At 50.2% G+C, this 26,651-nt stretch carries 20 protein-coding genes and 1 other RNA gene; 12 read left to right on the top strand and 9 right to left on the bottom strand.

Annotated features, from left to right (window positions below; genetic code table 11):
- Window positions 1–184: 184 nt before the first annotated feature.
- Window positions 185–616, bottom strand: a complete 432-nt coding sequence (locus H9X91_RS04170; protein ID WP_204802827.1) for a hypothetical protein — start codon at window positions 614–616, stop codon at window positions 185–187.
- Window positions 617–742: 126 nt separating this feature from the next.
- Between H9X91_RS04170 and H9X91_RS04165 the strand changes: the two genes are divergently transcribed.
- A complete protein-coding gene (locus H9X91_RS04165; protein ID WP_204802825.1) occupies window positions 743–2,524 on the top strand; it encodes an ABC-F family ATP-binding cassette domain-containing protein in 1,782 nt (593 codons plus the stop codon).
- 404 nt (window positions 2,525–2,928) lie between these two features.
- Here H9X91_RS04165 and H9X91_RS04160 read toward each other — a convergent pair whose 3' ends face one another.
- From H9X91_RS04160 to H9X91_RS04145, 4 genes are all read right to left on the bottom strand, one after another.
- Window positions 2,929–4,443, bottom strand: a complete 1,515-nt coding sequence (locus H9X91_RS04160; RefSeq protein WP_204802823.1) for a recombinase family protein — start codon at window positions 4,441–4,443, stop codon at window positions 2,929–2,931.
- The gene (locus H9X91_RS04155) at window positions 4,440–4,787 is read right to left on the bottom strand and encodes a helix-turn-helix domain-containing protein (protein ID WP_338111942.1); all 348 of its coding nucleotides are present in this window, start codon (window positions 4,785–4,787) and stop codon (window positions 4,440–4,442) included. The genes H9X91_RS04160 and H9X91_RS04155 overlap by 4 nt, the downstream gene beginning before the upstream one ends.
- A gap of 367 nt (window positions 4,788–5,154) precedes the next feature.
- On the bottom strand, window positions 5,155–9,390 hold the full coding sequence (locus H9X91_RS04150) for a P-loop NTPase (protein ID WP_204802819.1): 4,236 nt from the start codon (window positions 9,388–9,390) through the stop codon (window positions 5,155–5,157).
- A gap of 53 nt (window positions 9,391–9,443) precedes the next feature.
- Window positions 9,444–10,145, bottom strand: a complete 702-nt coding sequence (locus H9X91_RS04145; protein ID WP_204802817.1) for a helix-turn-helix domain-containing protein — start codon at window positions 10,143–10,145, stop codon at window positions 9,444–9,446.
- Between the two features lie 173 nt (window positions 10,146–10,318).
- Between H9X91_RS04145 and H9X91_RS04140 the strand changes: the two genes are divergently transcribed.
- The 10 genes from H9X91_RS04140 (at window position 10,319) to H9X91_RS04095 (ending at window position 23,332) form a co-directional block, all read left to right on the top strand.
- Window positions 10,319–10,750, top strand: coding sequence for a cysteine-rich VLP domain-containing protein (locus tag H9X91_RS04140; protein WP_204802815.1), 432 nt, complete (start codon window positions 10,319–10,321; stop codon window positions 10,748–10,750).
- 116 nt (window positions 10,751–10,866) lie between these two features.
- Window positions 10,867–11,265, top strand: a complete 399-nt coding sequence (locus H9X91_RS04135) for a replication initiator protein A (RefSeq protein WP_204802813.1) — start codon at window positions 10,867–10,869, stop codon at window positions 11,263–11,265.
- A gap of 319 nt (window positions 11,266–11,584) precedes the next feature.
- The gene (locus tag H9X91_RS04130; RefSeq protein ID WP_204802811.1) at window positions 11,585–11,758 is read left to right on the top strand and encodes a hypothetical protein; all 174 of its coding nucleotides are present in this window, start codon (window positions 11,585–11,587) and stop codon (window positions 11,756–11,758) included.
- Between the two features lie 540 nt (window positions 11,759–12,298).
- Window positions 12,299–13,912 (top strand): restriction endonuclease subunit S, encoded by a 1,614-nt coding sequence (locus tag H9X91_RS04125; RefSeq protein WP_204802809.1) that lies wholly within the window; start codon window positions 12,299–12,301, stop codon window positions 13,910–13,912.
- A gap of 12 nt (window positions 13,913–13,924) precedes the next feature.
- Window positions 13,925–16,342 carry an N-6 DNA methylase gene (locus H9X91_RS04120; protein ID WP_204802807.1) on the top strand — a complete coding sequence of 806 codons (2,418 nt, stop codon included), beginning with the start codon at window positions 13,925–13,927 and terminating at the stop codon, window positions 16,340–16,342.
- Entirely contained in the window at window positions 16,335–17,816 is a 1,482-nt protein-coding gene (locus H9X91_RS04115) for a type I restriction-modification system subunit M (protein ID WP_204802805.1), read from the top strand. The genes H9X91_RS04120 and H9X91_RS04115 overlap by 8 nt, the downstream gene beginning before the upstream one ends.
- Before the next feature lies 1 nt (window position 17,817).
- Window positions 17,818–18,951, top strand: coding sequence for a restriction endonuclease subunit S (locus tag H9X91_RS04110; RefSeq protein WP_204802803.1), 1,134 nt, complete (start codon window positions 17,818–17,820; stop codon window positions 18,949–18,951).
- A gap of 3 nt (window positions 18,952–18,954) precedes the next feature.
- The gene (locus H9X91_RS04105) at window positions 18,955–21,870 is read left to right on the top strand and encodes a type I restriction endonuclease subunit R (protein ID WP_204802801.1); all 2,916 of its coding nucleotides are present in this window, start codon (window positions 18,955–18,957) and stop codon (window positions 21,868–21,870) included.
- Between the two features lie 41 nt (window positions 21,871–21,911).
- Entirely contained in the window at window positions 21,912–22,436 is a 525-nt protein-coding gene (locus H9X91_RS04100; protein ID WP_204802799.1) for a hypothetical protein, read from the top strand.
- A 5-nt stretch (window positions 22,437–22,441) separates the two neighbouring features.
- Entirely contained in the window at window positions 22,442–23,332 is an 891-nt protein-coding gene (locus tag H9X91_RS04095) for a Kiwa anti-phage protein KwaB-like domain-containing protein (protein ID WP_204802797.1), read from the top strand.
- A gap of 124 nt (window positions 23,333–23,456) precedes the next feature.
- On the opposite strand, the gene ssrA is transcribed toward H9X91_RS04095, so the two are convergent.
- From ssrA to smpB, 4 genes are all read right to left on the bottom strand, one after another.
- Window positions 23,457–23,820, bottom strand: a transfer-messenger RNA (tmRNA) gene (gene ssrA, locus H9X91_RS04090).
- 348 nt (window positions 23,821–24,168) lie between these two features.
- Window positions 24,169–24,927, bottom strand: a complete 759-nt coding sequence (locus tag H9X91_RS04085; RefSeq protein WP_204802795.1) for an SDR family NAD(P)-dependent oxidoreductase — start codon at window positions 24,925–24,927, stop codon at window positions 24,169–24,171.
- A gap of 16 nt (window positions 24,928–24,943) precedes the next feature.
- Window positions 24,944–25,474 (bottom strand): peptidylprolyl isomerase, encoded by a 531-nt coding sequence (locus H9X91_RS04080; protein ID WP_204802793.1) that lies wholly within the window; start codon window positions 25,472–25,474, stop codon window positions 24,944–24,946.
- 1 nt (window position 25,475) lies between these two features.
- Window positions 25,476–25,949, bottom strand: coding sequence for an SsrA-binding protein SmpB (smpB, locus tag H9X91_RS04075; protein WP_325193135.1), 474 nt, complete (start codon window positions 25,947–25,949; stop codon window positions 25,476–25,478).
- A 153-nt stretch (window positions 25,950–26,102) separates the two neighbouring features.
- On the opposite strand from smpB, the gene H9X91_RS04070 reads away from it, so the two are divergent.
- Complete coding sequence (locus tag H9X91_RS04070) at window positions 26,103–26,651, top strand: NUDIX hydrolase (protein WP_204802791.1); 549 nt, start codon at window positions 26,103–26,105, stop codon at window positions 26,649–26,651.

The raw sequence follows: 26,651 nt of genomic DNA, 5'->3' as shown, positions 1-26,651 counted from the left end.
AGGAGTTAGGAATGAGGAATTAGGAATTTTTCCAAAATACAGCGTAGGGGCCGGCCTGTGTGTCGGCCCGTTTATCGATGACGGATCGGCCCCGTTCCCCGCCGTAGGGGCGGCAATCTGCCGCCCGGGGGAAGCGGTGCGGGGATGGGGGACTCTGGAGGCAGGGTATATGAAATCGTTTCCATCAGGCACTTCTCCTTCTGCGCAGCAGAGAAATCCCGAACAGCAGGCAGGCGGCGCCCAGGGCCGCGAACGCGCCCCAGAGCCAATTCCAGTACCAGGCCGCCGTATCGAACATGGCCGCCAGCAGGCGCTGCCAAAAGGACAGCTCCGCCACGATGGCGAACAGGTCAAACAGCACATATCCACCACCGAACAGATAGGCCCACCGCCACCAGCACCGCTCCCGGAACCGCCGGAAGAACATCGCCAGTGCCCAGAGACACATCCCGCCCAGCACTGCCATCAGGGCCCAGTAAAAAGCACCTCGCTCCATCAGGACCCCCAGCCAGAAGACGGCGTAGCCCTCCCGGTCCCACAGGCCCCTGACGCGGTGGAGGTGAAACAGACCGAACAAGATGAAGAACCAGGGTTCAAAGGGTCGGATCTCTCGCATAACGGCCTCCTTCCCGCTTTGCAGATATTGTACCCCGCCGCCGGCCTGTTTGCAAGGGTTTTGGCTCTGGTCAAATACCATTCTTCGTGGTACAATGGATGCAGCTTTTTTTCAGGAGGAACCTCCATGCTCTTATCCGCGGAACATCTCTCCATCAACTTCGGCAGCCGCCAGCTGCTGGACGATGTGAACTTCTACCTCAACGAGGGGGACAAGGTGGGCGTCATCGGCATCAACGGCACCGGCAAGTCCACCTTTCTAAAGGTGCTCTCCGGCGTCACGGAGCCGGACGGCGGCACCATCTCCCGGAACCCCAACGTCCAGATCAGCCTCCTCTCCCAGAACCCGGTGATGGATGAGGACGCCACCGTGCTGGAGCAGGTCTTTCTCCACTTCCCCGCCGAGTTCCGGGCACTGAACGAATACGAGGCCAAGGCCATGCTGAACCGGCTGGGCATCACGGATTTCTCCCAGAAGGTGGGCACCCTCTCCGGCGGACAGCGGAAGCGGGTGGCCCTGGCGGCGGCCCTCATCCACCCGGCGGACGTGCTGATTTTGGACGAGCCCACCAACCACCTGGACAGCGAGATGGTATCCTGGCTGGAGGACTGGCTCCGCCGGTTCAAGGGCGGCCTCGTCATGGTGACCCACGACCGGTATTTCCTGGAGCGGGTGGTGAACCACATCACGGAGCTCTCCCGGGGAAAGCTGTACCACTACGAGGCCAACTATTCCAAGTACCTGGAGCTGCGGGAGCAGCGGCAGGAGATGGCGGAGGCCAGTGAGCGCAAGCGTCAGTCCATCCTCCGGGTGGAGCGGGAGTGGATCATGCGGGGCTGCAAGGCCCGCACCACCAAGTCCAAGGAGCGCATCCAGCGGTACGAGGCCCTGCTGGACCAGGACGCGCCGGAGACGGACGAAGCCGTCCAGATGGCGGCGGCCTCCAGCCGCCTGGGGAAGAAGATCATCGAGCTCCACGACGTGTCCAAGTCCTTTGACGGGCGGCCCATCGTCAGCCACTTCTCCTACAACCTGCTGCGGAACGACCGCATCGGCATCGTGGGCCGCAACGGCGCCGGCAAGTCCACCCTGCTCCACCTGATCGCCGGGGAGCTGGCGCCGGACAGCGGCACGGTGGAGGTGGGCGCCACGGTGAAGATCGGCCACTTCTCCCAGGAGGGCCGGGAGCTGGACCTCCAACAGCGGGTCTACGACTTCATCCACGACATCGCCGACGAGGTAAAGACCGACGAGGGCACCTTCTCCGCCAACCAGATGATGGAGCGGTTCCTCTTCCCCGGGGATCTCCAGTCCGTGCCCATCGGGCGGCTCTCCGGCGGGGAGCGGCGGCGGCTGTATCTGCTGTCCGTGCTGATGGAGGCCCCCAACGTGCTGCTGCTGGACGAGCCCACCAACGACCTGGACGTGACCACCCTCTCCATCCTGGAGGACTATCTGCAGGGCTTCCCCGGCCCCATTCTGGCGGTGTCCCACGACCGCTTCTTCCTGGACAAGCTGGCGGAGTCCATCTTCGAGGTCCGGGGAGACGGGGAGATCGACCGCTTCACCGGCAACTGGTCCGACTGGCAGGCCAAGCGCCGGGAGGCGGAGGCCCCCGCCCCCAAGGCGGAAAAGCCCAAGCCCGCACAGGAGCGGCCCCGGGAGCGGAAACTGAAATTCTCCTTCAAGGAGCAGCGGGAATTCGAGACCATCGACGACGACCTGGCCCAGCTGGAGGCGGACCTGGCCGCCTGCCAGGCGGAGCAGGCGGCCTGCGGCAGCGACTACGTGAAGCTCCAGGAGCTCCAGGCCCGGCAGGCGGAGCTGGAGGCCGCCCTGGAGGAGAAGACGGAGCGGTGGGTGTATCTCAACGAGCTGAAGGAGCAGATCGATGCCCAGAATGGGTGAGGATCTTTCCCGGGAGATCCGTATTCTGTCCCGCATAAACGTTCTCCAGAGGCCGCATCCCACCGGACCGGCGGAGGGCCGGCTCTTCCGTTCTGAGCATTCAAATGCCGAAGTACGGAGCCGCCCTTTTGGCAGCGGAACCAAAAGCAAAAGGACATCCTTCCGGATGTCCTTTTGCTTTTGGAAGCGAGGGGTGAAATCGATATTTTGGATGGACGAGACTATTGCAGAAGAACCGCCAAACGGCCCTTCTGGGCCGCGGCGCGAGTGCGCCGCACAAGCGTTTTCACCGCAGGGGAAAACCTTGGCGCAGGGGCGGCTTTGCCGACCCCGAGCATTCAAATACCGAAGGGTGGAAGCCGCCTTTGGCGGCTGGAACCCAAAAAGAAAGACATGACCAAAGGTCATGTCTTTCTTTTTGGTGGAGCGTCCGCAACCAACGATGAACACCCTTCGCAGCTGGTCAGGTCACCCTCAAGTCCCTCCTCAATCTCGTCCAGCAGGATGTCATCAATTGTGATTGTCTTGTCGCTGCCGTTCAAAACCAAGGTGAACCGGTCATCATACAAATATACCGCCCGGAGGAAGATATTGATGATCCCACGCTTTATGTTCTCGTCGTTCTTGTCTCCTTGCCTGAGCGAGTAGAGATAGGCTCTAACCTGGGGTGCTGTCAAAGTCACCTGCTTCGCCATCTCGACAGCCAGCTGTGCTTGCAGCTCCTCTTTTTCGTGCTGGCGTTTTTCAATCCGCTCAGTAATCATGTCGGCCGCCTGTCCCCGCTCCAACGCCTTCCAGAGATTTTCAATGGCGGTGTCTGCTTCCTGGATGGCAGCTCTGATGCGTTTGATGGATGCAGTGTCCCGGTTGGATTCACAGACCTCGGATACCGAAGCTGCGATCCGCTCAATGTTGCTATCTGTCAGCAACTTGCGGCACTCCAACACCACACGATCCTCAATTCTCTCTTTACCGATAACCTTCTTTTTACATTTGCGCCGTTTGAAATTATTGCAGGCATAGTAGTGATAGGTCTTGCCGGATTTTCCTGTACCACCGTAACCGGTCATCATCTCCCGGCAGTAGCCACAGAACAGCTTTGTGGTGAGCAGATACTCTTCCCGCCCTCTAGCTCGGGCAGGTGCTTTTTTGTTGCGATCAAGGATATAGTGGACACGCTCAAACAGCTCATCTTCAATGATACGAGGCATACCGCCCGGCGTTTCCTGTCCTTTGTAGAGGTAATACCCGATGTAACGCCGGTTGTTCAAAATGCGGTGGACGCTGTTTTTATTAAAGGGTTTGCCAAGAGAAGTCGTGAGCTTTCTGCGGTTCAAATCACGGATAATGTCTGCAACTGTTTCTCCACTGGCATACCGTTCAAAAATCTCCCGAACGATTTTTGCTTCTTCCTCATCCACATAGTACCGACGTTCGGAATCCACCTTATAGCCCAAACCAGGATTGCTACCATTGGCCAAACACTTTTGTGCATTGATCTCCATGCCCCGGCGAATCTTTTGGGAAAGCTCCGCTGAGTAGTATTCAGCCATACTTTCCAGAACACCTTCCACCAGAATGCCGCTGGCATCATCGCTGATGTTTTCCCGTGCGGAGATCACCCGTACACCGTTCTTTTTCAGTTTTGCCTTGTTGATGGCACTGTCATATCGGTTGCGAGCAAAACGGTCAAGCTGATATACAAGAACGCCCTCAAAGGTGTGCTTGTCACTGTCGGCAATCATTCGCTGGAACTCGGCGCGGCTATCGGTGGTTCCGCTTTGCGCACGGTCAATGTACTCTCCAACAACAAGATAGCCGTTGTTTTTAGCATACTCATAACAGGTATGGAGCTGTCCCTCAATGGATTGCTCGGTCTGGCTATGACTGGAGTAGCGGGCGTAGATAACAACATTCATTGTTTCGCCTCCCCAAGCATTTGCAGTAGCGCTTCCTTGAGCCGCGCATTCATAGGAGATGTGGGGTCAAAGCACATTTCCACAAACTTCTGCATCTGGGGGTCGTTCTGCTGAATTTTAGGCTTGTACTCATACAGCTTGCCCTGAGGATTGTCCGTACGTCCAAAGATATAGTCCATAGATACATCAAAGTAATCCGCATATCGGGTAAGTGTTTCAAAGGTCGGTGAAGCCTGATTGAGCTCATAGCGGTTCAGGCTGGATTGCTTGACACCGACGATCTCGGCCATTTTAACCTGGGACAGCTTAACACTTTCCCGCAGAGACCGCAATCTTTCTGCCACTTCTTTCAAGAGTACACCCCCTGTCTGTATAACTTGATTTTATCAGATAAGAGGATAATATTCAACCCCATATCAACATAATATCATAGGGTCAAACCAGAAAGAAACGCAGGTCTATGCGATACCGTCCCGGAAGTCAAACATATAGGCGCAAGCAATGCGTGTGGATAGCCACACACAAGACTGGCAAGCAATGCGAGTGTTAATACACACTCACATTCCCTGCCGTCTGCTTGTTGAGGGCAATGCCCCCAAGCCCCTTTTAAACGCAGAATTTCATTCTGCGGCTGCGCGTTCTTCGAACGCTTTTTCTGTTAAAGCACCTTGCCACAGCAGATGTCCAAAGTAGCTTCCTATAAGGAAGAACTTATGACCTAGAATGTAACTTGCCTTTTTTTCCGGATGAATGTGTATGAGAAATTGCGGTTAGTTTTTCTGCAGCATCAAAGACTTCTTTTGATGTAAGATCTTTTAGCGTGTTTGACAACGCGCATACATGCGTGGTTGAACAACCAGCATAGAATATAACCTTGTGGCCTTGTTGATTCTCGGTTAAAGAATTTTGAACTCCGCGACCAATTTCTACACGAACATCCATGCTACTCCAACAGTCTGGAGAATAAACTGTAACGGACGCATTAGAACGATTCAAAAAGGTATCTATATGACCTTGCAATTCAATTGGCCGGACCTTTGCATGTGCCATAGCGTAAAACATGTCTTCCTCAGTTCGACAAAATGAAACATCAAACAATTGGGACATGCCCTTGCCTTCTACAAAAATATCTCGGATTAAGCGAATATTCCCTTTTCGTAAGTCAAACCGAGAATCACTGGCAAGTTGGTCGATTTTTCGATCCATAGCTTTAGCATCTAATAATGCTTGCTGAGAACCTTCACGGGCCTGCAAATAATATAGTGACCGCAAATAATAGTAAGGATCCGGATTTTTATTTCCGCCTTGCTGGAATGATTCCTCCATTTCCATCCATTGCTTTGCACGTATTAAGGCTGTTTCCACAGGACAATCGGTAATCTTGGCTAGTTGCATCCAATAATAATATAAGGTGCTTCTAGTCATGTATTGGTTGTAGCGCAATTCATTTTGTGGTTGATCCAGTAGTTCAGAGATATTATCCTGCAATGCCTGCGGATTGCTAACCTCGCTGAAAATTGAGCGAATATTATGTGTACCTTCCTGATCTTTTTTTACCTTGGAACGAGCCATGCCAATTCGTGCGTAGATGAGACCTTTCAGAGAAATCTCCCAATCTCCGATGCTATTATTAGTTGATGTACTACGAAGCCTATCCACCAAATTCTGATAGTACTCAATTGTCTTTCCGTAATTGCCAAAGGCAATGTCAGAGAAAAAGCGATTTTCATAATCCCGAATACGAACTCGTGCAGGCTCATCCAGTTCATCCAAAGTTTTTGCTTCTTCCAGCGTTTCCATAAAACTCAACCGCAATCGTTGCTGCGCTGGGGAAAGCCTTGAAAGATTGGTTATACTGGTAATATTTTTGGTGCGATAGACAAATTGTAAATAGGAAAACAAAAGATCCAATTTACTAGGAAATCCGTAATCAGGGCTGCCATAATGACAGCTATAATCAAACCGTTCACTGGCCAATTTGATATCTAATTCATACAAAGAGTATTTCTGGCCCAATTCCTCTTTGGGCAGATCAATATCCTTATCCCATTGTTGTTTTAATTTATCTAGGAGACTGGTTCCTGCCATGTGATAGATGTTTGGATCATCATCTGGCATATAGTAAATGGCATGCTTAAAATTCTCTTCAGCTGCTGTTGGATTTTTTTCTAATCGACTATACATGCGGCCTAAATGTGCGTATGCGTGTGCGGTCAATCGTAGTACTAGCCGATCAATCCGATTCAGACAAGGGTCATGCTTCTGGATAGTAACTTGTTGAATTTCATCGGCACGGTCTTGGAAAGTTTCTGCTAAGTATAGTAAAAGCTGTCGCTGCCGCTCTTTCATACCAATGTCGTGCAAAAGAGCAGAAATATTAAGGTCGTTTGCTGTGATTGTCTTTTTGTTTTGAATCAGAATAGTGATTAAAATATCCAGATGTAATTCTTGTAGTGTACTGTTTTTAACCATCTGTCCTGTAAAATCAATCATTCTTTTTGCAAGATCAAACAACATATCTCTTTGATCATCTGAATGATAAAATTTTTCACAGTACATTTCGAGATAACGCCGACTCAATAAACTATGAGTAAAATGATATGTTGGCACCTCTGCATCAATAGAACTTTGGCTAATCACTGTAGCTGCAGCAGGCACAAGAGAAAGAAAGTTATCTTTTGCCTTCAAACTAAGGGCGCTCTTGACCAAAGATATAGGAACCATTTTACTGTTATATTGGTCGCACAAAGCTATGCATGCAACAATTTCGGCGTAGCGATGTTCAGTGCAGCCATCTAGAGCTTTCTTAACATAGGAATCAATATTGAATTCTTTTTCCATATAATATAGACCGATGATGAACGGAGTCCGTAAACTAGAGCTTACTCTTTGATTGAACTCGTTATCTCTTATTTGAAGTTCCGACTGCAGTAAAGGACTCTCGCTGCGGAAGTGAGTCTGGAGTTCGGGGATAACCCTATCTTGCAATACCGAAAAATACTCTCTCTGGGCATCAGGATACTCCTGCAGAATATAGTTACTTTCACGACATGCAATTATCAGAATACAGCGCCGGTCAGTACGGCAGATGTCATCGCACAACCCGCGCAAGGAAGGTAATGTATCATCGGCAAGAATCACAATTGGAGCTTTTTGCAAAATGTTATCATATAGGTTTTCAATTAGTTGTTTGACATGGTTTGGTTCATAATATCGTGCATGAAGAACAGTATAGTCTCTATGTAAGTCCCAGCCCAATTGACGTACCATAGTCGACCCCCCTAAACCTGCTTTATGTCGAAGGAACAGGAGCCGCTGCTGTGGCTTTTGCTGGGTGATCCCTAATGTGGTGCGAATTTTTTGAAGAATTTTCTTGTAATCAGAGTCTTTTTTCAAAGACACTGCGTAGTGGTTTGCAATAACATGCCAGGAAGCTTGGTTGCCACGATAAAAATCTTGTTTTTGCTTGTCTCCACTTTGCTTGTCGACTTGCTCACAACCATCGAATAGAATATCAAAATAAGGAGTAATGTTATTTCGGTCATTTTCAGACAAGACAACTTTACCCTCTCCACCAGGAACCGAAAAATCTGTACTCAGTTTTATGCGAGAGCGTAGAGCAGCCTTGTGATCTGCTACGGATTGATAGAAACTAACAACTGGAACAGGGCAGTACATGAAATGCTGCTCCATATCATCTTTGTCACCTGCAAATCTATCCATACATATACTGCGGGTATCCAATGAAGACACGCCAATTGCTGTCAAAAAATAGTCATCAATCCTAACTCGCTCACATGCCTCTAGAATCTGTCGAACCACTTGCTCATCGTCAATGGCCGCAATTATATTGATTGGGCGATCTAGTCTATTGGCCTTATCCAACAATTTTTCTAAAATAGCCCCTAAATTTAGTTGCTTATTTCTTTCTGTCAGTTGACCCTTATTGTTTGGGGGATAATGCGACGACTTGTGAAAATAGGTATACGAACCAATTTGAATAGAACTGCTTGGTGGAAAAAAGGACGGAATTTGATACTCGCCACAGCGATACCATAAAGTCATACCACGAGATATAATTTGATTGCCACATGCGATTGGATATGTCAGGATTTCCGACTGAAGTTGATTATGTTCTATTGAACTTAATAGACCACCACAATCAGAATACCCATCATAATCAATAACAAGATCCCATGCTAGGTTCGCTACGGCTTGACGGAGATCGGCACGGACATCATGCACAGAGCCTACAATCAAAATTGTTGTGGAATCTTCAAAATTAAAACTACATGGCGCTGCAAGCAGTGCATCGAAATTCATAGTTGTGCTACACTCAAGTTCCTGCCCCGTACTAAAGGAAAAAGTCGGCAAATCATTATTATATGCATCGTCTAAAAAGATTAGCATAGTGCGTATGGAATTGTATACTCGTATGGCAGACAAGCAACGTTCACGTGCAGATGCATGTGTGATACTATTTCTCTGCCGTCGATCAGTCAACAACGCAGCCAAATCAAAGCTATAATCTATTCCTTCGTCTCTCAAAACTTTTGCAAGTATTTCTGTTAAGTAAAGCTCGTTAGATGAGTCTTTTAGCCAAGGACAAGTCGTAGGCAAACCACTAATTCCGTGAGCACTAAGAAATTGCTGTGAGCGTCCATAGGAAAAGCAGGAAAGCAATAATTTTACTAGTGTATCAGAAACACTGAAATAAGCAAGTTTGGCGCCAAAGGTATAGCTCAAATCGTCTGTAAAACTGCCAAGATCCAAGTTTTCCTGCAACTTGTCACTCATGAGCTGAATACCAAGCTCGGTTTGAAGCATCTTTTCGTATTGCTGATAGCTCTCTTTATACCATGTTGCAATTGCTTGTACAGTTTGGTGATACTTTGAAAGTTGGCTGTGGTGGCGACCTTGTTCCAATTCATGACAAAACGCTCGCATAGAATATTCCTCCATAAATATTTTAAATATATAAAACAGCAATACCGTTATCACTACCAAGCAATCTTGTCCCTATTCTCTTCGTAAAACCGCTCTGGCAACTTGCGCAAATAGGCGTTCAATGCACCAATGGCTCCTTCCATGTGGACTTGAGAAATTAAGTCATATTCAACCGAACAATAACCACACGCATCCAGTACTTTCTGCGCCTCTGCCATTTGCTCTGTGTGCTCTTTCCGTATCTGTGTCGAGACACTGTCCTGAGACATGCGATACATATAATAGGTGAACATACTCTGCTTGATTTTCTCCATCACAACTTCAAACTGCATACTAGTGAGAAAGTCGTTCAACACAGTGGTATCTTTCGTAAAATACATCTGCGGTTCTTGCTCATTACTGGAGTTCTCCTTACACTGGATCAATTCTTCAATCGCCCCGTCGCACAGACCCAACTGCTCAGAAATATTGTGGTATTCCTGTTTGCGAGAGTTAGACAGTCCCAGCAGATACTCCACCGACACATCATAAAAATCCGCAAAGGCAACCAAATACTCGATGCTCATGCTGCGGGTACGGCCATACAGAGGATGGACAGGATCGTTGATTTCATAATTTTTGAGATTTGTATGGCTGATATTGACGCCACGCTCTGCAAGCTGCTTAGAAAGCTGTTCAAAGGACAGCTTTTTTTCTTTGCGAAGATCTTCCAGCCGCTCTTTGGTCAGCGCCATCCGTGCTTCGTCATACAGCATGAGTTTATCCCCCTGCCCGATTATAAACTATAATTTACAAATATGTGTTTTCTGAAACCGAGATAATTTGTGGTTGATATACCGCATTCAGGCTTTTTCTGCGGTACAATTCAATTAGAGTTTACGGTTTACGATTATTATAAACCATAAATCTCGCAAAATCAATTCTCTACATGAAATGGAGGAAAGTGCATGGAAAAAATATCTGCATAAGCTGCAACCACAAAGCTGGGAGGAAAAACAATTTGTCAATTCAAATGACACCCAAGCAAAGGAGAAAAGCCAATGCGCTGATTCGAAAATCTTGCTGCAATTATGATGGCCGCAATTGTATTGCGCTGGATGATGGCGAGCCTTGTGTCTGTGTACAGAGCATCTCCTTTTCTCTGTGTTGCACCTGGTTCCGGGATTGGGTTCTACCGGGTGCTCCGGCTTTACAAGCTGAAATCACCAGTCCCAAAGGATTGAAGCGATGCGCAGAATGTGGTGCGCCTTTTCTGGCAAAATCCAACCGTGCCAAGTATTGTTCCAATTGTGCCCGCAAGGTGCACCGCCGTCAGAAAACAGCAAGTGACAGAAAACGGAGGTCGAATACGGACAAATAGAGCTTCCAAAAGCCGGATATATGCTCGGTTTCCAGCCTGGCAATCATGGAGGTGAATAGCAATACCCCTTATCGCTCAGAAATTACGTTCTAATTGTCCGCATGGAGGTACCTGTCATGGCTACAAAATCCTTTTACATTCATCAGAAGCCACCGGTCCAAAGTTTTATACGACTGCCCAATTTTCTGTTTGAGGCACCAAGTTTTTGCTCCTTGTCAAGCGAAGCCAAACTGTTGTATGCGATGATCCTGCGTCGAACTGATTTGTCCCGCAAAAACGGATGGGCCGACGATTATGGCAAAATTTATCTGTATTACCCCATCAATGAGGTGTGCGAGTTGCTGCACTGTGGCCGTCAAAAAGCGGTGAACACGCTGCGTGAACTTCAATATGCAGATCTTGTATCCATCAAAAAGCAAGGTTGTGGAAAACCAAACCGTATCTACCCAAAACACTATGAAGTGGTTTCGAACACCGACTTCAAGAAATCCGGTTACGGAACGCCAGAAGTCTGAATAATGAATTCGACAAGTACGGTAATCCGCTTTCTTGAAGTACGAAAACCAGACGGAAGATAAAAAGGAAAAGATAAATATACCCAGTTTAATTCGATTCATTCCCTTCCCATCCAAGCTATTTTATGTGGGATTTTCCGGTGAAACCCCCGGATGGGAAGGAATGGGAAAGGAGCTCCATGAGAAATTTCTCAGGTTTTAAAATGATCTGTTCTCCTTCTGTGCATGAGAATAATCTTTGGCAACTGTGTGTCTCCGGGAAGGAGTGTGAGATGAACTGAGTTGAGCCGGAAAGGTTTTGCTGTTGGGGCAATACACTATGGCCAGCCAGGAAAAACGTCAAAATCTATACGAGATCGAACTGCCACAGTCCATCATTGATTCCTTCGCCCGATTTCTCATACCTGAAATCCAGAAATTATACGCCAGCGAAGAAGGTCGGAAAGAACTGGAAGCATGGAAAAAGAAGTACTTTGATAAAAGTGAGGAGTGAAGTAAAATTCCAAGATAATATGCAAAGGGACGCTCTATTTCGGGGCGTCCCTTTTTGTCGCAGTAATGGGGGAGGAACAGTTTGTTCCATGGGGGCATTTCTCACATCTGAGATGGATAGGCGTTTTGCCTACCCTCTTATGTTCGGTGCGTCGCGTTTTGCGACGTACCAGTCGGAGCCAGGGGTGTCCCTGTTCACAGTACCCTTACGGGGTAAAAAGGTGTGGAATTTGAGCAGGATAGTATACCATAGCTATCGTTCCGAATAAGGGCACCCCGCTTTGGAAAGCCCTTTTGAGAAAACTCATATCGCCCGGTGGGATGGTATATTGCCACCTCACAATGGGTAACGATTCGCTACACCCCTGCAAAGAGGTCAGTGTTTTTGCGTACCCTTTGAGAGCAGAAAGCCCATCTATTTCGCAAACTCCATTTTGGTATTTGAATACCAAAATGGAGTTTACATTGACAAAGTAGAAGCAGCACGGTATAATGCAGATAAAACGAGATAATTGGATCTCTGTCGAAGAGGGTGGAAACGATGAGAACGAATGTACAAAATAAGATAGCAGCTTATATGAACGCCATTATAGGATCGGTTGATCCTGACCATTATGCTGCAGCAGTTGTGCTCATTGAAAATGTCAAAATGCACTTCCAGCAGGAGAGGAATGAAGTAACTGCCGATCAACTCTATGTTTCTTTGCTAGAAGCTGCTGATAAACTTGGAATTAAAAATCCTTTTCACGACAAGGACCATTTTCTGCTGATTTACAAAAAAAGCTTGGAAGTAAAAAATGTAGATTGGGAAGACGTAATTCTCCAGATGGCATCAGCATCCAAAATGCCTGTACTACCCAAAGCATTGCTAAATGTATATAAAGAGCGCTTCTCCACCAGGCCGGAAACAGTCCTCATTGCTGAGGCAGAAAAATTCGTACCCAACTTGCGGTCTATCGTGGACGAAAACATGAACTCGGCATTTGTGCTCACAACGCAAAACGCAATCTATGCACAAGTTTTGGAAAAGGCCTTTGCAGGATACGACAATGTGGAAATTCTTGTGACCGATATCTACCATTATGAGTTCATAAAGCAACGCTTTGAGCTCATTTTGGCATGTCCAAACTTTGGTGGGCGGATGTTATCAGATGAGCAGAACTTCATGTGCAGAGAGTTTGATATGGTGGCATTGGAGAATCTATCTCTCCATTTGAATAGCGGTGGACGATTGATTATTGTGCTTCCTGGAAGGATTACGTTTGCCTCGGGAAGAGTCAGCGACTTGCGGCAGTTTATCCAAACAACTTACACCATTAAGGAAATCGGAGAGCTTCCGGAAGGAACAATCGAATATTCCGGTATCAAGGTTTATCTGTTGGATATTGAGAACAATCGACCGCAGGATGACAACGATATTGTAATTCGCAGATATGGCTCTGCTGAAAAAAAGACTCGTCGAGCATCCGTCACATCACTAGAGGTCACAGATGACACTTTTGTGATGTTATCTGAACTGGAAGAGCAAGGAGATTGGAACATTGACCAGATTTTCTCCCAGCAAGACGAAGACTATTTGCGTTATCAGCGTTCCGGTATCCGGAAAGATATGATCGGAAATGTTGCGGAGATATTTCGTGGCAAAGCCATAACCAAGAAAGATCCATCCGGCAACATCAGTGTAGTGAATATCTCCAATATAGACGATTATGAAATCGACTACACTAGGTTAGAGCACTTGCAGGAAGAGGAACGTAAAGTATCTACCTATCTTCTGCAAGAGGGGGATGTACTTCTGCCGGCCAGAGGGACAGCAATCCGAACCGCTGTGTTTCACGAGCAGAGTTATCCGTGTGTTGCCTCGTCCAATTTGATCATAATTCGGCCAGATGCCAAGATACTCGACAGCACCTACCTGAAGATCTTTCTGGATAGTCCTATCGGCAACAAGCTCATCAGTAGCGCCCAGCAGGGCACGACAGTGATGAACATTAGCTACCGGGATCTGAATGTCTTGGAAGTTCCCATCCCTCCGCTGGACATACAAAAGGCAGTCGTCAAGGAGTACCTTGAAGAACTAAAAAAATACAAAGAAACTGTAGCTGCGGCCGAGAAACGCTGGACTGAGGCCCTTGCCAGACTACAAACCTTTTAAGGAGATAACGTCATGCTAGGAGCAATCATTGGGGATCTCGTAGGTTCCCGTTTTGAATGGAACAATATTAAAACCAAAGATTTTGATTTTCTCACCTATAAGTGCTTTGTCACCGATGACAGCATCATGGCACTGGCTTTGGCAAAGGCGATCCTGGAGAGCGCCCCGGATTATAGCAACTTATCGCAAAAATCTGTGGAGTACATGCAGTCCATAGGCAGGAATTATCCAGACTGCGGATATGGTATAGCATTCTCCGAGTGGGTATTTTCAGATGATCCACACCCCTACAACAGCTTCGGAAACGGAGCTGCCATGCGGGTCAGCGCTGCTGGCTTTGCGGCTGGTAGCCTGGAAGAGGCAAAGTTGCTTTCCCGAAAAATGACCGAGGTGACCCATAACCATCCAGAGGGATTAAAAGGTGCCGAGGCCACCGCAGTCGCCATTTACATGGCTCGAACCGGAAGCAGCATTTTGGAAATTCGGGATTATATCGAGCAGCACTACTACCCGCTGAGCTTTACGCTCGACGGCATCAGGCCAACTTACCGTTTCAATGAAACCTGCCAAGACACGGTTCCTCAGGCATTGATGGCCTTCTTTGAATCTACCAGTTTCGAAGATGCCATCCGGAACGCCATTTCCATCGGCGGAGACAGTGATACCTTGGCAGCTATCTGCGGCGGTGTTGCGGAGGCCTACTATGGCATTCCAGCGGACATTCGCAAACACGCTTTGACCTTTCTGGATGAGCGACTGCTTCAAATCCTGATAGAGTTCGAGAACAAATACCCTCCTGTGATGGAGAGACATACGCGGAACGTCTCTGTTCCGGTCAAGCGAGATGAGACTCGAAAGGTGTCCGGGGAGGACCGTGCCACCCTAATCGAAAATGCCGTGCAGGCTGCAGAGGAAGATGTACAATCCACCGAAGCCGACGCAGAAGAAACCACAAGCAAGAAGCTGTTCAACCATTTGTTTGAGGCCTGCAACATCTTACGCGGTCCCATCAACCAGGACGAATATAAAAGCTATGTGACTCCCATTCTCTTCTTCAAGAGAATTTCGGATGTTTATGACGAGGAATACGCAGATGCACTGGCGTTTTCCGGCGGCGACGTGGAATATGCAGAGGCTGAGGAAATGCACTCCTTTGTCATTCCCAATGGCTGTCATTGGGAAGACGTCCGCAAGGTAACCAAGGATGTCGGTAAGGCCATCGTAAATGCCATGACCGGGATTGAGAAAGCAAATCCTGATACCCTGTCCGGTGTATTCAGTAGCTTTGATGATGCCACCTGGACAGATAAGAACAAGCTGTCCGATGAGCGCCTCAAAAATCTGATCGAGCACATGTCCAGCATCCGGGTCGGCAACAAAGATTATTCCGCCGACATTATGGGCGATAGCTACGAATTCCTCATCAAAAAGTTTGCAGACCTTTCCAAGAAGAATGCTGGCGAGTTTTACACGCCCCGTACCATTGTGAAGCTGATGGTCAATCTGCTTGACCCGCAGCCCGGAGAGACGGTATATGACCCTGCCTGCGGCACCGGAGGTATGTTGATCGAAGCGATTCGTCACATGCACAACGACCGCCTTGCATATGGCAGAATCTACGGCCAGGAGAACAACCTGTCCACTTCGGCCATCGCCCGCATGAATTTGTATCTCCACGGCGCGAAAGATGTTCAAGTCAAGCAGGGAGACACCCTCCGCAATCCGCTGTTCCTGGACCGCGGCAGAATCAAAACTTTTGACTGTGTGCTTGCTAATCCTCCCTTCGGCATGGCCAAGTGGGGCTCTGCTCAGTTCGAGTCTGATCAATACGGACGAAATCTGTGGGGCTGTCCCACAGACTCCAACGCAGACTTTGCCTGGCTTCAGCACATGGTCAAATCCATGGACCCGAAAAACGGTCGCTGTGCTGTGGTTCTGCCTCAAGGCGTACTTTTCCATTCTGGCAAAGAGGGCGAAATGCGCAAGCAGCTGGTGCTTTCGGACAAGTTGGAGGCTGTCATCACTCTGGCCAGCGGTGTGTTTTACAGCACCGGTGTATCGGCCTGTATCCTCTACTTGAACAACAAGAAGAGCCACACCCACAAGGGACGCATCTGCCTGATAGATGGCTCCGAAATTTACACCCCAAAACGGGCGCAAAACGAGCTCTCACTGAACAACATCCAGACGCTGTATGACCTGTACAACAACTACACGGATGTGATCGAGCGGTGTAAAATCGTTACGCTGAAAGATGTGGAAGATGACGGTTTCGACCTGAGTGTAAAGCGTTATATTGAGCGGAAGAAGCAGGAAACCATTCCTCCCGCCGTGGTCCGTCAGAACTACTTTGCCGCGTTGGAGGCCGTCCGCGCCGCGGAGACCAAAATGCGAAAATTGCTGATTGAAGGAGGTTATGTCCATGAGTAAGCAGATTACCCAGGAAGAGCTGGAATCTTACCTGTGGGGGTCGGCCGTCCTTCTCCGCAACCACATCGACGCCGGTTCCTACAAACAGTACATCTTCCCTCTCCTGTTCTTCAAGCGCCTCAACGACGTGTATGAGGAGGAGACTGCAAAGGCAATCGAGGAAAACGGGCCCGAAGCAGACAGCTGGGAGGAAACTCATAGCTTTGTTCTCCCTAAAGACGCCCACTGGAACTCTGTGCGTAATGTCACACAGGACGTAGGCAAGGCAATCCAGGATGCCTTCCGGGCCATCGAAAAAGCCAATCCGGATAAGCTCCACGGCATTTTTGGCGATGGTACCTGGACCAACAAGCGCCGGCTTCCCAATCGTCTGCTGAAAGACCTGCTGGAGCATTTCAGTTCCCAGACACTTTCGCTGGCAAACTGCCCGGAGGACGAACTTGGCCGAGGCTATGAATATCTCATCAAAAAGTTTGCTGACGACAGCGGCCACACCGCCCAGGAATTCTACACCAACCGGACAGTCGTGCACCTGATGGCAGAATTGCTGGAGCCCCAGCCGGGAGAATCCATCTACGATCCCACCTGCGGCAGCGCCGGCATGCTGGTTTCTTCCATCGCCTACCTCAAAGAACAGCAAAAGGAATGGCGTAATGTCTCCCTCTACGGCCAGGAGTTCAACGCGCTGACCTGCTCCATCGGGCGGATGAACCTGTTCCTCCACGGTATTGAGGACTTCCACATCGTCAACGGAGACACCCTTGCGGCACCGGCATTTGTGGAGGGCGGCCGGCTGAAACAGTTTGATGTGGTGCTGGCCAATCCGCCTTATTCCATCAGCCAGTGGAACCGCAAAGCCTTTGAAGCGGACCAGTATGGAAGAAACATTCTTGGCGTTCCGCCTCAGGGCCGTGCCGACTATGCGTTCTTCCAGCACATTCTGAAAAGCATGAAAAATGACACCGGCCGGTGCGCCATTCTCTTCCCCCACGGGGTACTGTTCCGCAATGAAGAGAAGGACATGCGGGAAAAGCTGGTGCGCTCCGATTTGCTGGAGTGTGTCATCGGTCTGGGGCCGAACCTCTTTTACAACTCCCCTATGGAAGCCTGTATCGTCATCTGCCGGACCAAAAAGCCGGACAGCCACAAGGGGCATGTGCTGTTCATCAACGCGATCAACGAAGTAACCCGGAAGAACGCTGAAAGTTTCCTGGAACAGTCCCACATCGAAACCATCGAGAAGGCCTACAGGGAATTTCAGACCGATGATACCATTGCCAAGAAAGTGTCGATCCGGGAGATTGAAAAAAATGGGTTTGCCCTCAGCATTCCGCTGTATGTGAAAGACCCGGCTGCCACAGCGGCACCTGTTTCGATTGGCACGACCCAGGAGCACTATGAAGATTGGTGTGCCGCTTCGGCAGAACTATGGGAAAATTACAACACTCTGAACACGCTGTTGGGAGGTGAGTGATATGTCACAGGTAAAATTGGGAGATGTGGCGGTGGAGAGCCGCGAAACGTATAAGGGTGATAAGACTGGTATGCCCATTGTGGGGCTGGAGCATATCACTCCGGGAGAAGTTACCCTTTCCAACTGGGATACGGATACCGACAACACCTTTACCAAGCGGTTCCGCAAGGGCGATATGCTCTTTGGGCGCAGGCGGGCCTATCTGAAAAAAGCTGCTCAGGCACCCTTTGACGGCATCTGCTCCGGGGACATTACGGTAATTCGTGCCAAAGAGGATTGCATGTTGCCGGAGCTTCTTCCCTTTATCATCCAGAACGACAATCTGTTTGATTTTGCTGTGGGCAAATCGGCCGGTTCCCTGTCCCCCCGCGTAAAATGGGATAACCTCAAGAACTACACTTTTGAGCTCCCGTCCATGGAGAAACAAAAGAAACTGGCCGAGGTGCTGTGGTCCATCAATGACACGTTGCAGGCCTATCAGAATCTGCTTACCCAGACAGATGCCCTGGTGCAGGCGCAGTTTGTTGAGATGTTTGATAATGTCAGTGATGGCGATTATATTCCGTTGGAAAAATGTTGTGCTTCTATACAGGGTGGATCTACTCCATCAATGAAGCACGATGAATACTATGGTGGTAATATTCCTTTCATCAAATCTGGTGATGTAAAGGATGAATATGTTTCCTCAGGAGCATTATGGCTCACAGAAAAAGCTTTAAAAAATACAACTGCCAAATATGTTCCAGAAGGTACAGTAATCGTTGTAGTACGTAGTGGCATTCTCAAAAACAGTTTACCTGTTGCTATTGCATCTAATCCTGTAGTAATAAACCAAGATTTGAAAGCATTTATCCCCAAACCTGAATTTACCTCCCAATACCTTGCTTGGGCTATTCGGTCAAATGAAAATAAATTACTCAGCATGACGAGAGCTATGACGGTTGACAACATTGAAAGTAGAGAGTTATATAGTCTTCCTATAAAAGTTGCACCCATTGATTTGCAACATAAATTTGAATTTTTTGTCGAACAGGCTGACAAATCAAAATCCACTCTCCAAAACACTATTACATCCCTGCAAACCACAAATCGCTGCATCTTGGAAAACGCCCTAGGAACCGGGAGAAAGGAGTAAATCATGCTTGACTTTAACGAGAGCAATACGACTGAGCAGATGCTCCTGACCACCTTACAGAGAAACGGCTGGGAGTACATTCCCGCCGAAGAACTGGACCGGGATGAGAGCGACGTCATGGTGGAGTCCATGGTCCGCTCTGCCCTGATCCGCTTGAACCCGGAGATCGCCCAGGATGAATCCCGCGCCGACGAAGTCATCTACCGGCTGCGGACTCTGTTCCTGTCCGCCAACGCCCAGAATCTGGTCACTCAGAACGAAGCCTTTAAGGAACTGGTCTTTGAGAAGAACTCCTATCCCTTTGGCGAAAACGGGCGGCAGGTCTCCATTGACCTGTTCGGCACCGAGGTCAACGGCAAACTGGACCAGAACCAGTATGTGGTCACCAATCAGTGGGTGTACCCGAAAAAGAAGGGCGGCAAGCGGCTGGACCTGGTGCTGCTGGTCAACGGTTTCCCCTTTGCCATCGGTGAGTTAAAAACGCCGGTGCGGGCTGCCATCACCTGGTTGGACGGTGCCCAAGATATCAACAAGTATGAGCAGAGCATCCCCCAGATGTTTGTGAGCAATGTGTTCAACTTCGCCACCGAGGGCCGCTGCTACCGTTACGGTTCCGTCTGTATGCCTGCGTCCAAGTACGGTCCCTGGCATACCACCGAGGATAAGTCAGACGGCTCTCTGGCGGCGGTTCAGACCAGCGTACAAGATATGATTACGCCCTACAAGATGATGGACCTGTTCCAGTTCTTCACCCTGTATGCCACTGACAGCAAGTATCGTAAATATAAGGTCATCGCCCGGTACCAGCAGTATGAGGGCGCGAATATGATCGTGGACCGTGTCCGGGCCGGTTATCCGAAAAAGGGCCTGATCTGGCATTTTCAAGGGTCTGGCAAATCCTATCTGATGGAGTTTGCCGCAGTAAAATTGCGCATGCTCCCGGATCTGATGAACCCCACGGTCTTGATCGTGGACGATCGTCTGGATTTGGAGTCTCAGATCACCGCCCAGTTCCATTCCTCTGATGTGGGAAATTTGGAGTCTGCCTCTACCCGTGAACAACTGATGACCATGCTGCGGCAGGATATTCGGAAAATCATCATAACCACGATTTTTCGTTTCCAGGAGGTCACCGGCGAACTGAGCCTGCGGGATAACATCATTGTCATGGTGGACGAGTGCCACCGCACCCAGGAAGGCGATCTGGGCATTAAAATGCGTGCTGCTCTTCCGAATGCGTTCTTCTTTGGCTTGACAGGTACCCCCATCAACCGCATCGACAAGAACACCTTTGCCACCTTTGGTGCCACAGAGGACCGCAGCGGCTACATGAGCAAGTACTCCTTCTCCGACTCCATCCGTGACCATGCTACCTTGCCGCTGAACTTTGAGCCGGTTCCGGTGGACCTGCGGGTGGACAAGGATACCATGGACCGGGAGTTTGATGTCCTGACCGAAGGACTTTCCGACGCGGAGCGGGGAGAACTTTCCCGGCGGGTCAATATGAAGGCGATCATGTATAACGAGGCCCGCATCCACAAGGTCTGTGCCCACATTGCCAAGCACTTTACAGAAAAAATTAGGCCCAACGGCTATAAGGCACAGGTCGTGGTATATGACCGCCCCTGCTGCATCAAGTACAAAGCAGAGCTGGACAAGCTGCTGGGCGAAAAGTGTTCCACCATCGTGATGGATACCAACGATGACAAAGCGGATGAGTACAAGCCCTACCGCCGTACCAAGGATGAGGAAGCCAAAATTCTCGACCGCTTCCGGGACCCTCATGACCCGCTGGAAATCGTCATCGTGACCGCCAAATTGCTGACTGGCTTTGACGCGCCGATTTTGCAGGTCATGTACCTGGACAAGCCCATGAAGGACCACACTCTGCTCCAGGCCATCTGCCGCACCAACCGCACCTACGACGAGGGCAAGACCAACGGACTGATTGTGGACTACATCGGTATCTTCGACAATGTTGCCAAGGCACTGGACTTTGACGAGGGCAGCATGAAGAAGGTCATTACCAACATTGAAGAAGTGAAGAAACAGATTCCGGCGCTGCTTCGGAAATGCCTCAGCTACTTCATGGGAGTGGATCGGACCGTGGAAGGCTGGGAGGGCCTGATGGCCGCTCAGGAATGTCTGCCCACCAATAAGGAAAAGGACAAATTCGCAGCGGACTATCAGGTACTGAACCGCGCCTGGAACGCGATTTCCCCCGACCCGATCTTAACGGCAATTCAGGCAGACTACGTGTGGCTGAGCAAAGTTTATGAGTCCATAAAGCCTACCAACGGCGGCGGCGGACTGATTTGGGCCGCACTCGGTCCAAAAACTATGGAGATCGTCAATTCCAACCTGGATGTGGGACAAGTCCATGATGAGGAGGAGATTCTCTCCCTGGATGCCGAACTGATTGACTCCTTCATCGAGAAATACAAGAACGCGAAGACTGCTTCCAAAAAGGTGGAAATCGATTTGGTCGCCAGAATCCATCAGCATAGCGACGATCCCAAGTTCGTGCGTCTCGGGGACAAATTGGAGCGTCTGCGTGAGCAGCATGAGCAGGGCCTCATCAACAGCATTGAATTTCTGAAGATGCTGCTGGAACTGGCCAAAGAAGCAGCCCAGGCGGAAAAGGAAGTCGTGCCGGAGGAGGAGATCGACAAAGGCAAGGCCGCTTTGACCGAGCTATTTAATGGCGTCAAGAACATCAATACCCCGGTCATCGTGGAGCGTGTGGTCACCGATATTGACGATATCGTGAAAATCGTTCGCTTCGACGGCTGGCAGAACACAACCGCCGGCCGGCAGGAAGTGAAGAAAGCGCTGCGCAGCGTGGTGTGGGTGAAGTACAAAATCAAGGACAAGGAAGTCTTTGACAAGGCTTATAGCTACATTGAGCAGTACTATTAAGATCACAAGATAAAGCTATTTGAGGAAGGGAGAAGCGCAGTATGGCTAACAACTTACAAAAACTTATCTATAATCTATCGGCTGCTTCGCCGCTGTGCTTCACCTTCGCAATTCTCTGGTATATCCAAAAGCAGACATTGATCGTTCCAGCCATTTGCGTTTGCCTGGGTTCCTTTTTTGCGCTGTGCTTTGCGCGTTCCTTTTCGTATGCCAAAAAGCATGTGGCCCCCATTATGATTCGAGTCACGGATGTATCACCTAAAGATGGCTGGATAGTGGCATATGGCATCTCTTATCTTCTTCCGTTTGCCAGTATGGCAATAGATGATTTTGACGCAATTCTATGCGGAATCATTGCGATCTTATTGATAGCAATCATTCTGTTTGCAAATTCAGTTACTCCTAATCCGTTGCTTTTCTTGCAAAAGTATCATTTCTATGAGATCAGTGCTGAAAATGGTGTATCAGGTTACTTGCTGATATGTAAAAGGGATCTGCGAAACGCCAAGCATATTACAACAGTAAAACGTGTTTTTGAATTTTTACTTATTGATTCGGAGGGATAAAGAGGATGTTCAAAGATTGTTCTATCATGGTCATCAGGGCGGATGATCCGTCACAAATCCTCCGATTAGAAGTAGACAAAGCAACACAACAGGCGATTTGTCAGACTTTTTCAGAGGTTGTAGCAGACTTGGTAAAGGGCAAAACTAGAATTCCGTTTGACGGCAGCTATAAACCCAATGACGATGAATTCTTGTCCGTTGAGAATTTCACGCTGCCAGATGAGATTAAAGAGGCTATTCGGAATCCCATGGGAGTTATGGCGTACAAAAAAGAGGACGGAGAATTTCCTGAAATCAAAGCCGTTTTTGTTGGTGAACACATAGAAAGAAATGGAACAGAGAAATTTAGGGTTGCCTTTCAACGCTTTAGAAAAGAACAGTACATTTCGACAAGAGGGTTTAATCTCTACTTTGCTGGCAATACATTTCGCTGCGAGAGTAATTTTGGAATCAACATATCGGAGCGGATAGATTGCTATTACACCAAAGGAGAATTGCAATTTTCTTCCTTTTTCTTCGCACGGCAAGTTTTTGATTTGAGTGAATACTACCGCTCTGCTACTGACCAAGAAGTAGACGCTTTCGCCTCCAGCAAACTATTATCTATAGCGCAGCCGCAAGAATTCAAAAACATGGCCAATACATGGGTTCGCCGAAAGATTGCAATGATCAATGATTCTGGCGTTCTGAAAAATAATTCAGCTGCCAAAATCCAAAAATCAGCTAAATCAGTAGGCATTAAAATTGACGTGGAAGACGAAAAGATTGTAATTCCCGAGGATAAAGAGCAAATGAAAATTGTCCTGGGATTTCTTGATGAAGAGGTATATAAAGGCCCATTTTCGAAAGCCACTCTTCTTGCAAACTCTAAGCGGCCAGTCAAAAAGCAGGTCTAAACATAAAAAAGCCAGCGGGCCAAAGTACATAGTACCTTGGCCCGCTGGTTCTGTTTTGACATTACAGCCACACCCTTACGGCAAAGCCGCCTTTGAAAAAGTAGGTGTTCGTGTAATGTCCATCTGGTGGAGGTGAGGGGAGTCGAACCCCTGTCCGAAAGCACTTTAACGGGACTTTCTCCGGGCGCAGACGGTTATTGCGGAAGTCTTCCTTCCTGTTCCCCTCCTCCCTGGCAAGCCGTCACGCCAGGAAGTCGGGTGAGAGTCATCATGCGTGGGCGGGGCAACTCTTACCCGCCGCACGGACGCCACATCAACGACGCCTTCCCCGGTCTGTGGCCACCCCGGTTCAGACGGCCGCCTTTAATTAGGCAGCAATAGCAACTTGTCTGTTGTTATTTGATTTATAAATTGCCCGTTTTATGGCGGTCAGGCGCCGCCGCCCGCTGGTCCCGCCTCCATACCCCCGTCGAAACCGGTACACCCCCCTATCGTCGGAGCAAAGTCCGCTCGTCTCCGTTTCCGCAGTCAGCCTGCGGCTGATTGCGAAAACTGCGCTCGCTCCCTTGCTCCTCCTCTTCCCATCACAAACGCTGCGCTGGTTTGTGATGGGAGCCCTGGGTATTTGGGCAAAGTCCGCTCTGTTCGCTTCGGCCTGCGGCCAAAGCTCACAGCGCTCCGTTGTCCCTCCTCTTTCCACCGCAAACGCTGCGCTGGGAACGGTGTCGGCTGCAAAGAGAGCTCCATACTGGGGTCTTTCTTGGGATATCTGGCAGGATATCAATGGAGATTGTAACACATCCCGGCGTCGGAATGTGTTACAATTCCATGACATTTCAGGTTTTGGTGAATTTCACCATCAGCTTCACCGGCGTGACCTTGGCCAGCAGCCGGTAGAATTTGTAAAACAGCTTCGGCGTATAGATGGTCCGGCCCGCCTTGGCGGCCCGCAGCGCTCCCGCCGCCACCCGCACCTGGTCACAGTAGGGCAGGTACTCGAAGGCCGGGGAGCGGCCAGTGATGCTGCCCACATCCAGAAACTCCGTCTTCATGGGACCGGGGCACACCGCCGTGACCGTGATGTCCTTCCGCCGCAGTTCCTCGCTGAGGCCTACAGTGAAGGAGGACACGTACGCCTTGCTGGCGCCGTACACCGTCATCCGGGGCGTTGGGCAGAAGGAGGCGATGGAGGACGTGTTGAGGATGCGCCCTCCTGCCGGCATATAGGGAACGACCAGATTCGTCACCGCCGTCAGGGCCCGGACATTCAGGTCCACCATCCGGGTCTGCCGGGTGGTCTCCGTCTCCCCCACCCGGCCCAGATAGCCGCAGCCGGCGTTGTTGATGAGCATCGCCACCTCCGGCTTCTCCGCCGCCAGCTTCTCCTGCAGGGTGGTAAAGGACATGGAGTCGCACAGATCCAGGGGGAGGCAGACCGTCTCCACCCCCACCATCTCCCGGGCGATCTCTTCCAGCCGGTCCTCCCGGCGGGCGATGAGCCAGCAGCACTCGATCTCCGGGAACACGTCCGTCAGCTGGCGGGCGAACTCCCGCCCCAGGCCGGAGGACGCTCCGGTGATGATGGCCGTCTTCATTGGGATCTGCCCCCTTTCAGCGCTTCTTGGGCTCCGGATAATCCACGCCCTGGGTATCCACCCGGATGCTCTGGATGACCACCGGCGTCTTGGGCTTGTCGTTCCAGTCGGTGGGGACCTCAGAGATGCGGATGGCCTCTTCCACGCCCTCGGTCACCTGACCGAAGGCGGCGTACTGGCCGTCCAGATGGGGGGCCGGGGCCACCATGATGAAGAACTGACTGCCGGCGGAGTCCGGGTGCATGGCCCGGGCCATGGACAGCACGCCGGTGGTGTGCTTCAGGTCGTTCTGGGTAAAGCCGTTGCCGGAGAACTCGCCCCGGATGTCATAGCCGGGACCGCCGGTGCCGTTGCCCTGGGGGCAGCCGCCCTGGATCATGAAGCCGGGGATCACCCGGTGGAAGATCAGGCCGTCATAAAAGCCCTTGTTGGCCAGGGAGATGAAATTGGCCACCGTGTTGGGGGCCTTGTCGGGGTACAGTTCACCGGTCATCACGGTGCCGTTTTCCATGGTGATGGTGACAATGGGATTCTTCACGTCAGACATATCATCGATTCCTTTCTTTTAAGGTGCGGTCGATCTCCCGCTTGGCGTCCCGCTGGGATGCCGCCGCCCGCTTGTCATAGTTCTTCTTGCCCCGGCACAGGCCGATCTCCAGCTTTACCCGGGAGTCCTTGAAATAGACGGACAGGGGCACCAGGGCGTAGCCGTCCTGCTTCACCAGGGCGTGGAGCTTGCGGATCTCCCGCTTGTGCATCAGCAGCCGCCGGGAGCGCACCGGGTCCCGGTTGAAGATGTTGCCCTTTTCATAGGGGGAGATGTGCATGCTGTGGACGAACAGCTCCCCGTCCTTCACCGTGCAGTAGGAGTCCTTCAGGTTCAGCGTGCCGGCCCGGATGGACTTGACCTCCGTGCCTGCCAGCTCGATGCCCGCCTCGTACCGGTCCTCCACGAAGTAGTCGTGGAAGGCCTTTCGGTTCTGGGCCGCGATCTTGATCCCCTTTTTCTCCGTGGGACTCACCTCTTTCTTCTGTGGGAAGTCGTTTTAGTATAGCATATTTTTCCGGATCCTTCAAGAGAAACTCACAGTTGGCTTTTCCGGCAGGGCATGCTATAATAAAGTGATTGAGTATGTCCTGAATACACGAAAAACAGACACAAGGTGGAATGATACATGAACCAGACGGCAGATCTGACGGAGAAGACCCTCAGCCGTGAAGAGAAATATCAGGGGAATATTCTGAGCCTGCATGTGGACCAGGTGCAGCTGCCCAACGGGAAGACCTCCTTCCGGGAGGTGGTGGAGCATGTGGACGGCGTGGCCATCCTGGCCCTGGACGACCGGAACAACGTGCTCACTGTCACCCAGTACCGTTATGTGTTCGGCAGGCCCCTGCTGGAGATCCCCGCCGGCAAGCTGGAGCCCGGCGAGGACCCGGTGTCCGGTGCCCTGCGGGAGCTGAAGGAGGAGACCGGCGCTGTGCCGGACACGTTCCTGCCCATGGGTGTCGTCCTGCCCTCCCCCGGCTGCCTGGGCGAACGGCTGCATCTTTTCCTCGCCAGGGGACTGCATATGGAAAAGCAGCATCTGGATGAAGATGAATTCCTGAATGTGGAGCGCATCCCCTTCAGCGAAATGGTCCACCGCGTCATGGACGGAGAGATCGAGGACGGAAAGACCATCGCCGCCGTGCTGAAGGCCAAAGTGCTTCTGGATCTTTGA

Origin of the sequence: Oscillibacter valericigenes, assembly GCF_016902445.1 — a bacterium.
GTDB lineage: Bacteria > Bacillota > Clostridia > Oscillospirales > Oscillospiraceae > Oscillibacter > Oscillibacter avistercoris.
The sequence above is the reverse complement of the archived record's forward strand: the minus strand, read 5'-3'. Positions and strand labels throughout refer to the sequence as shown.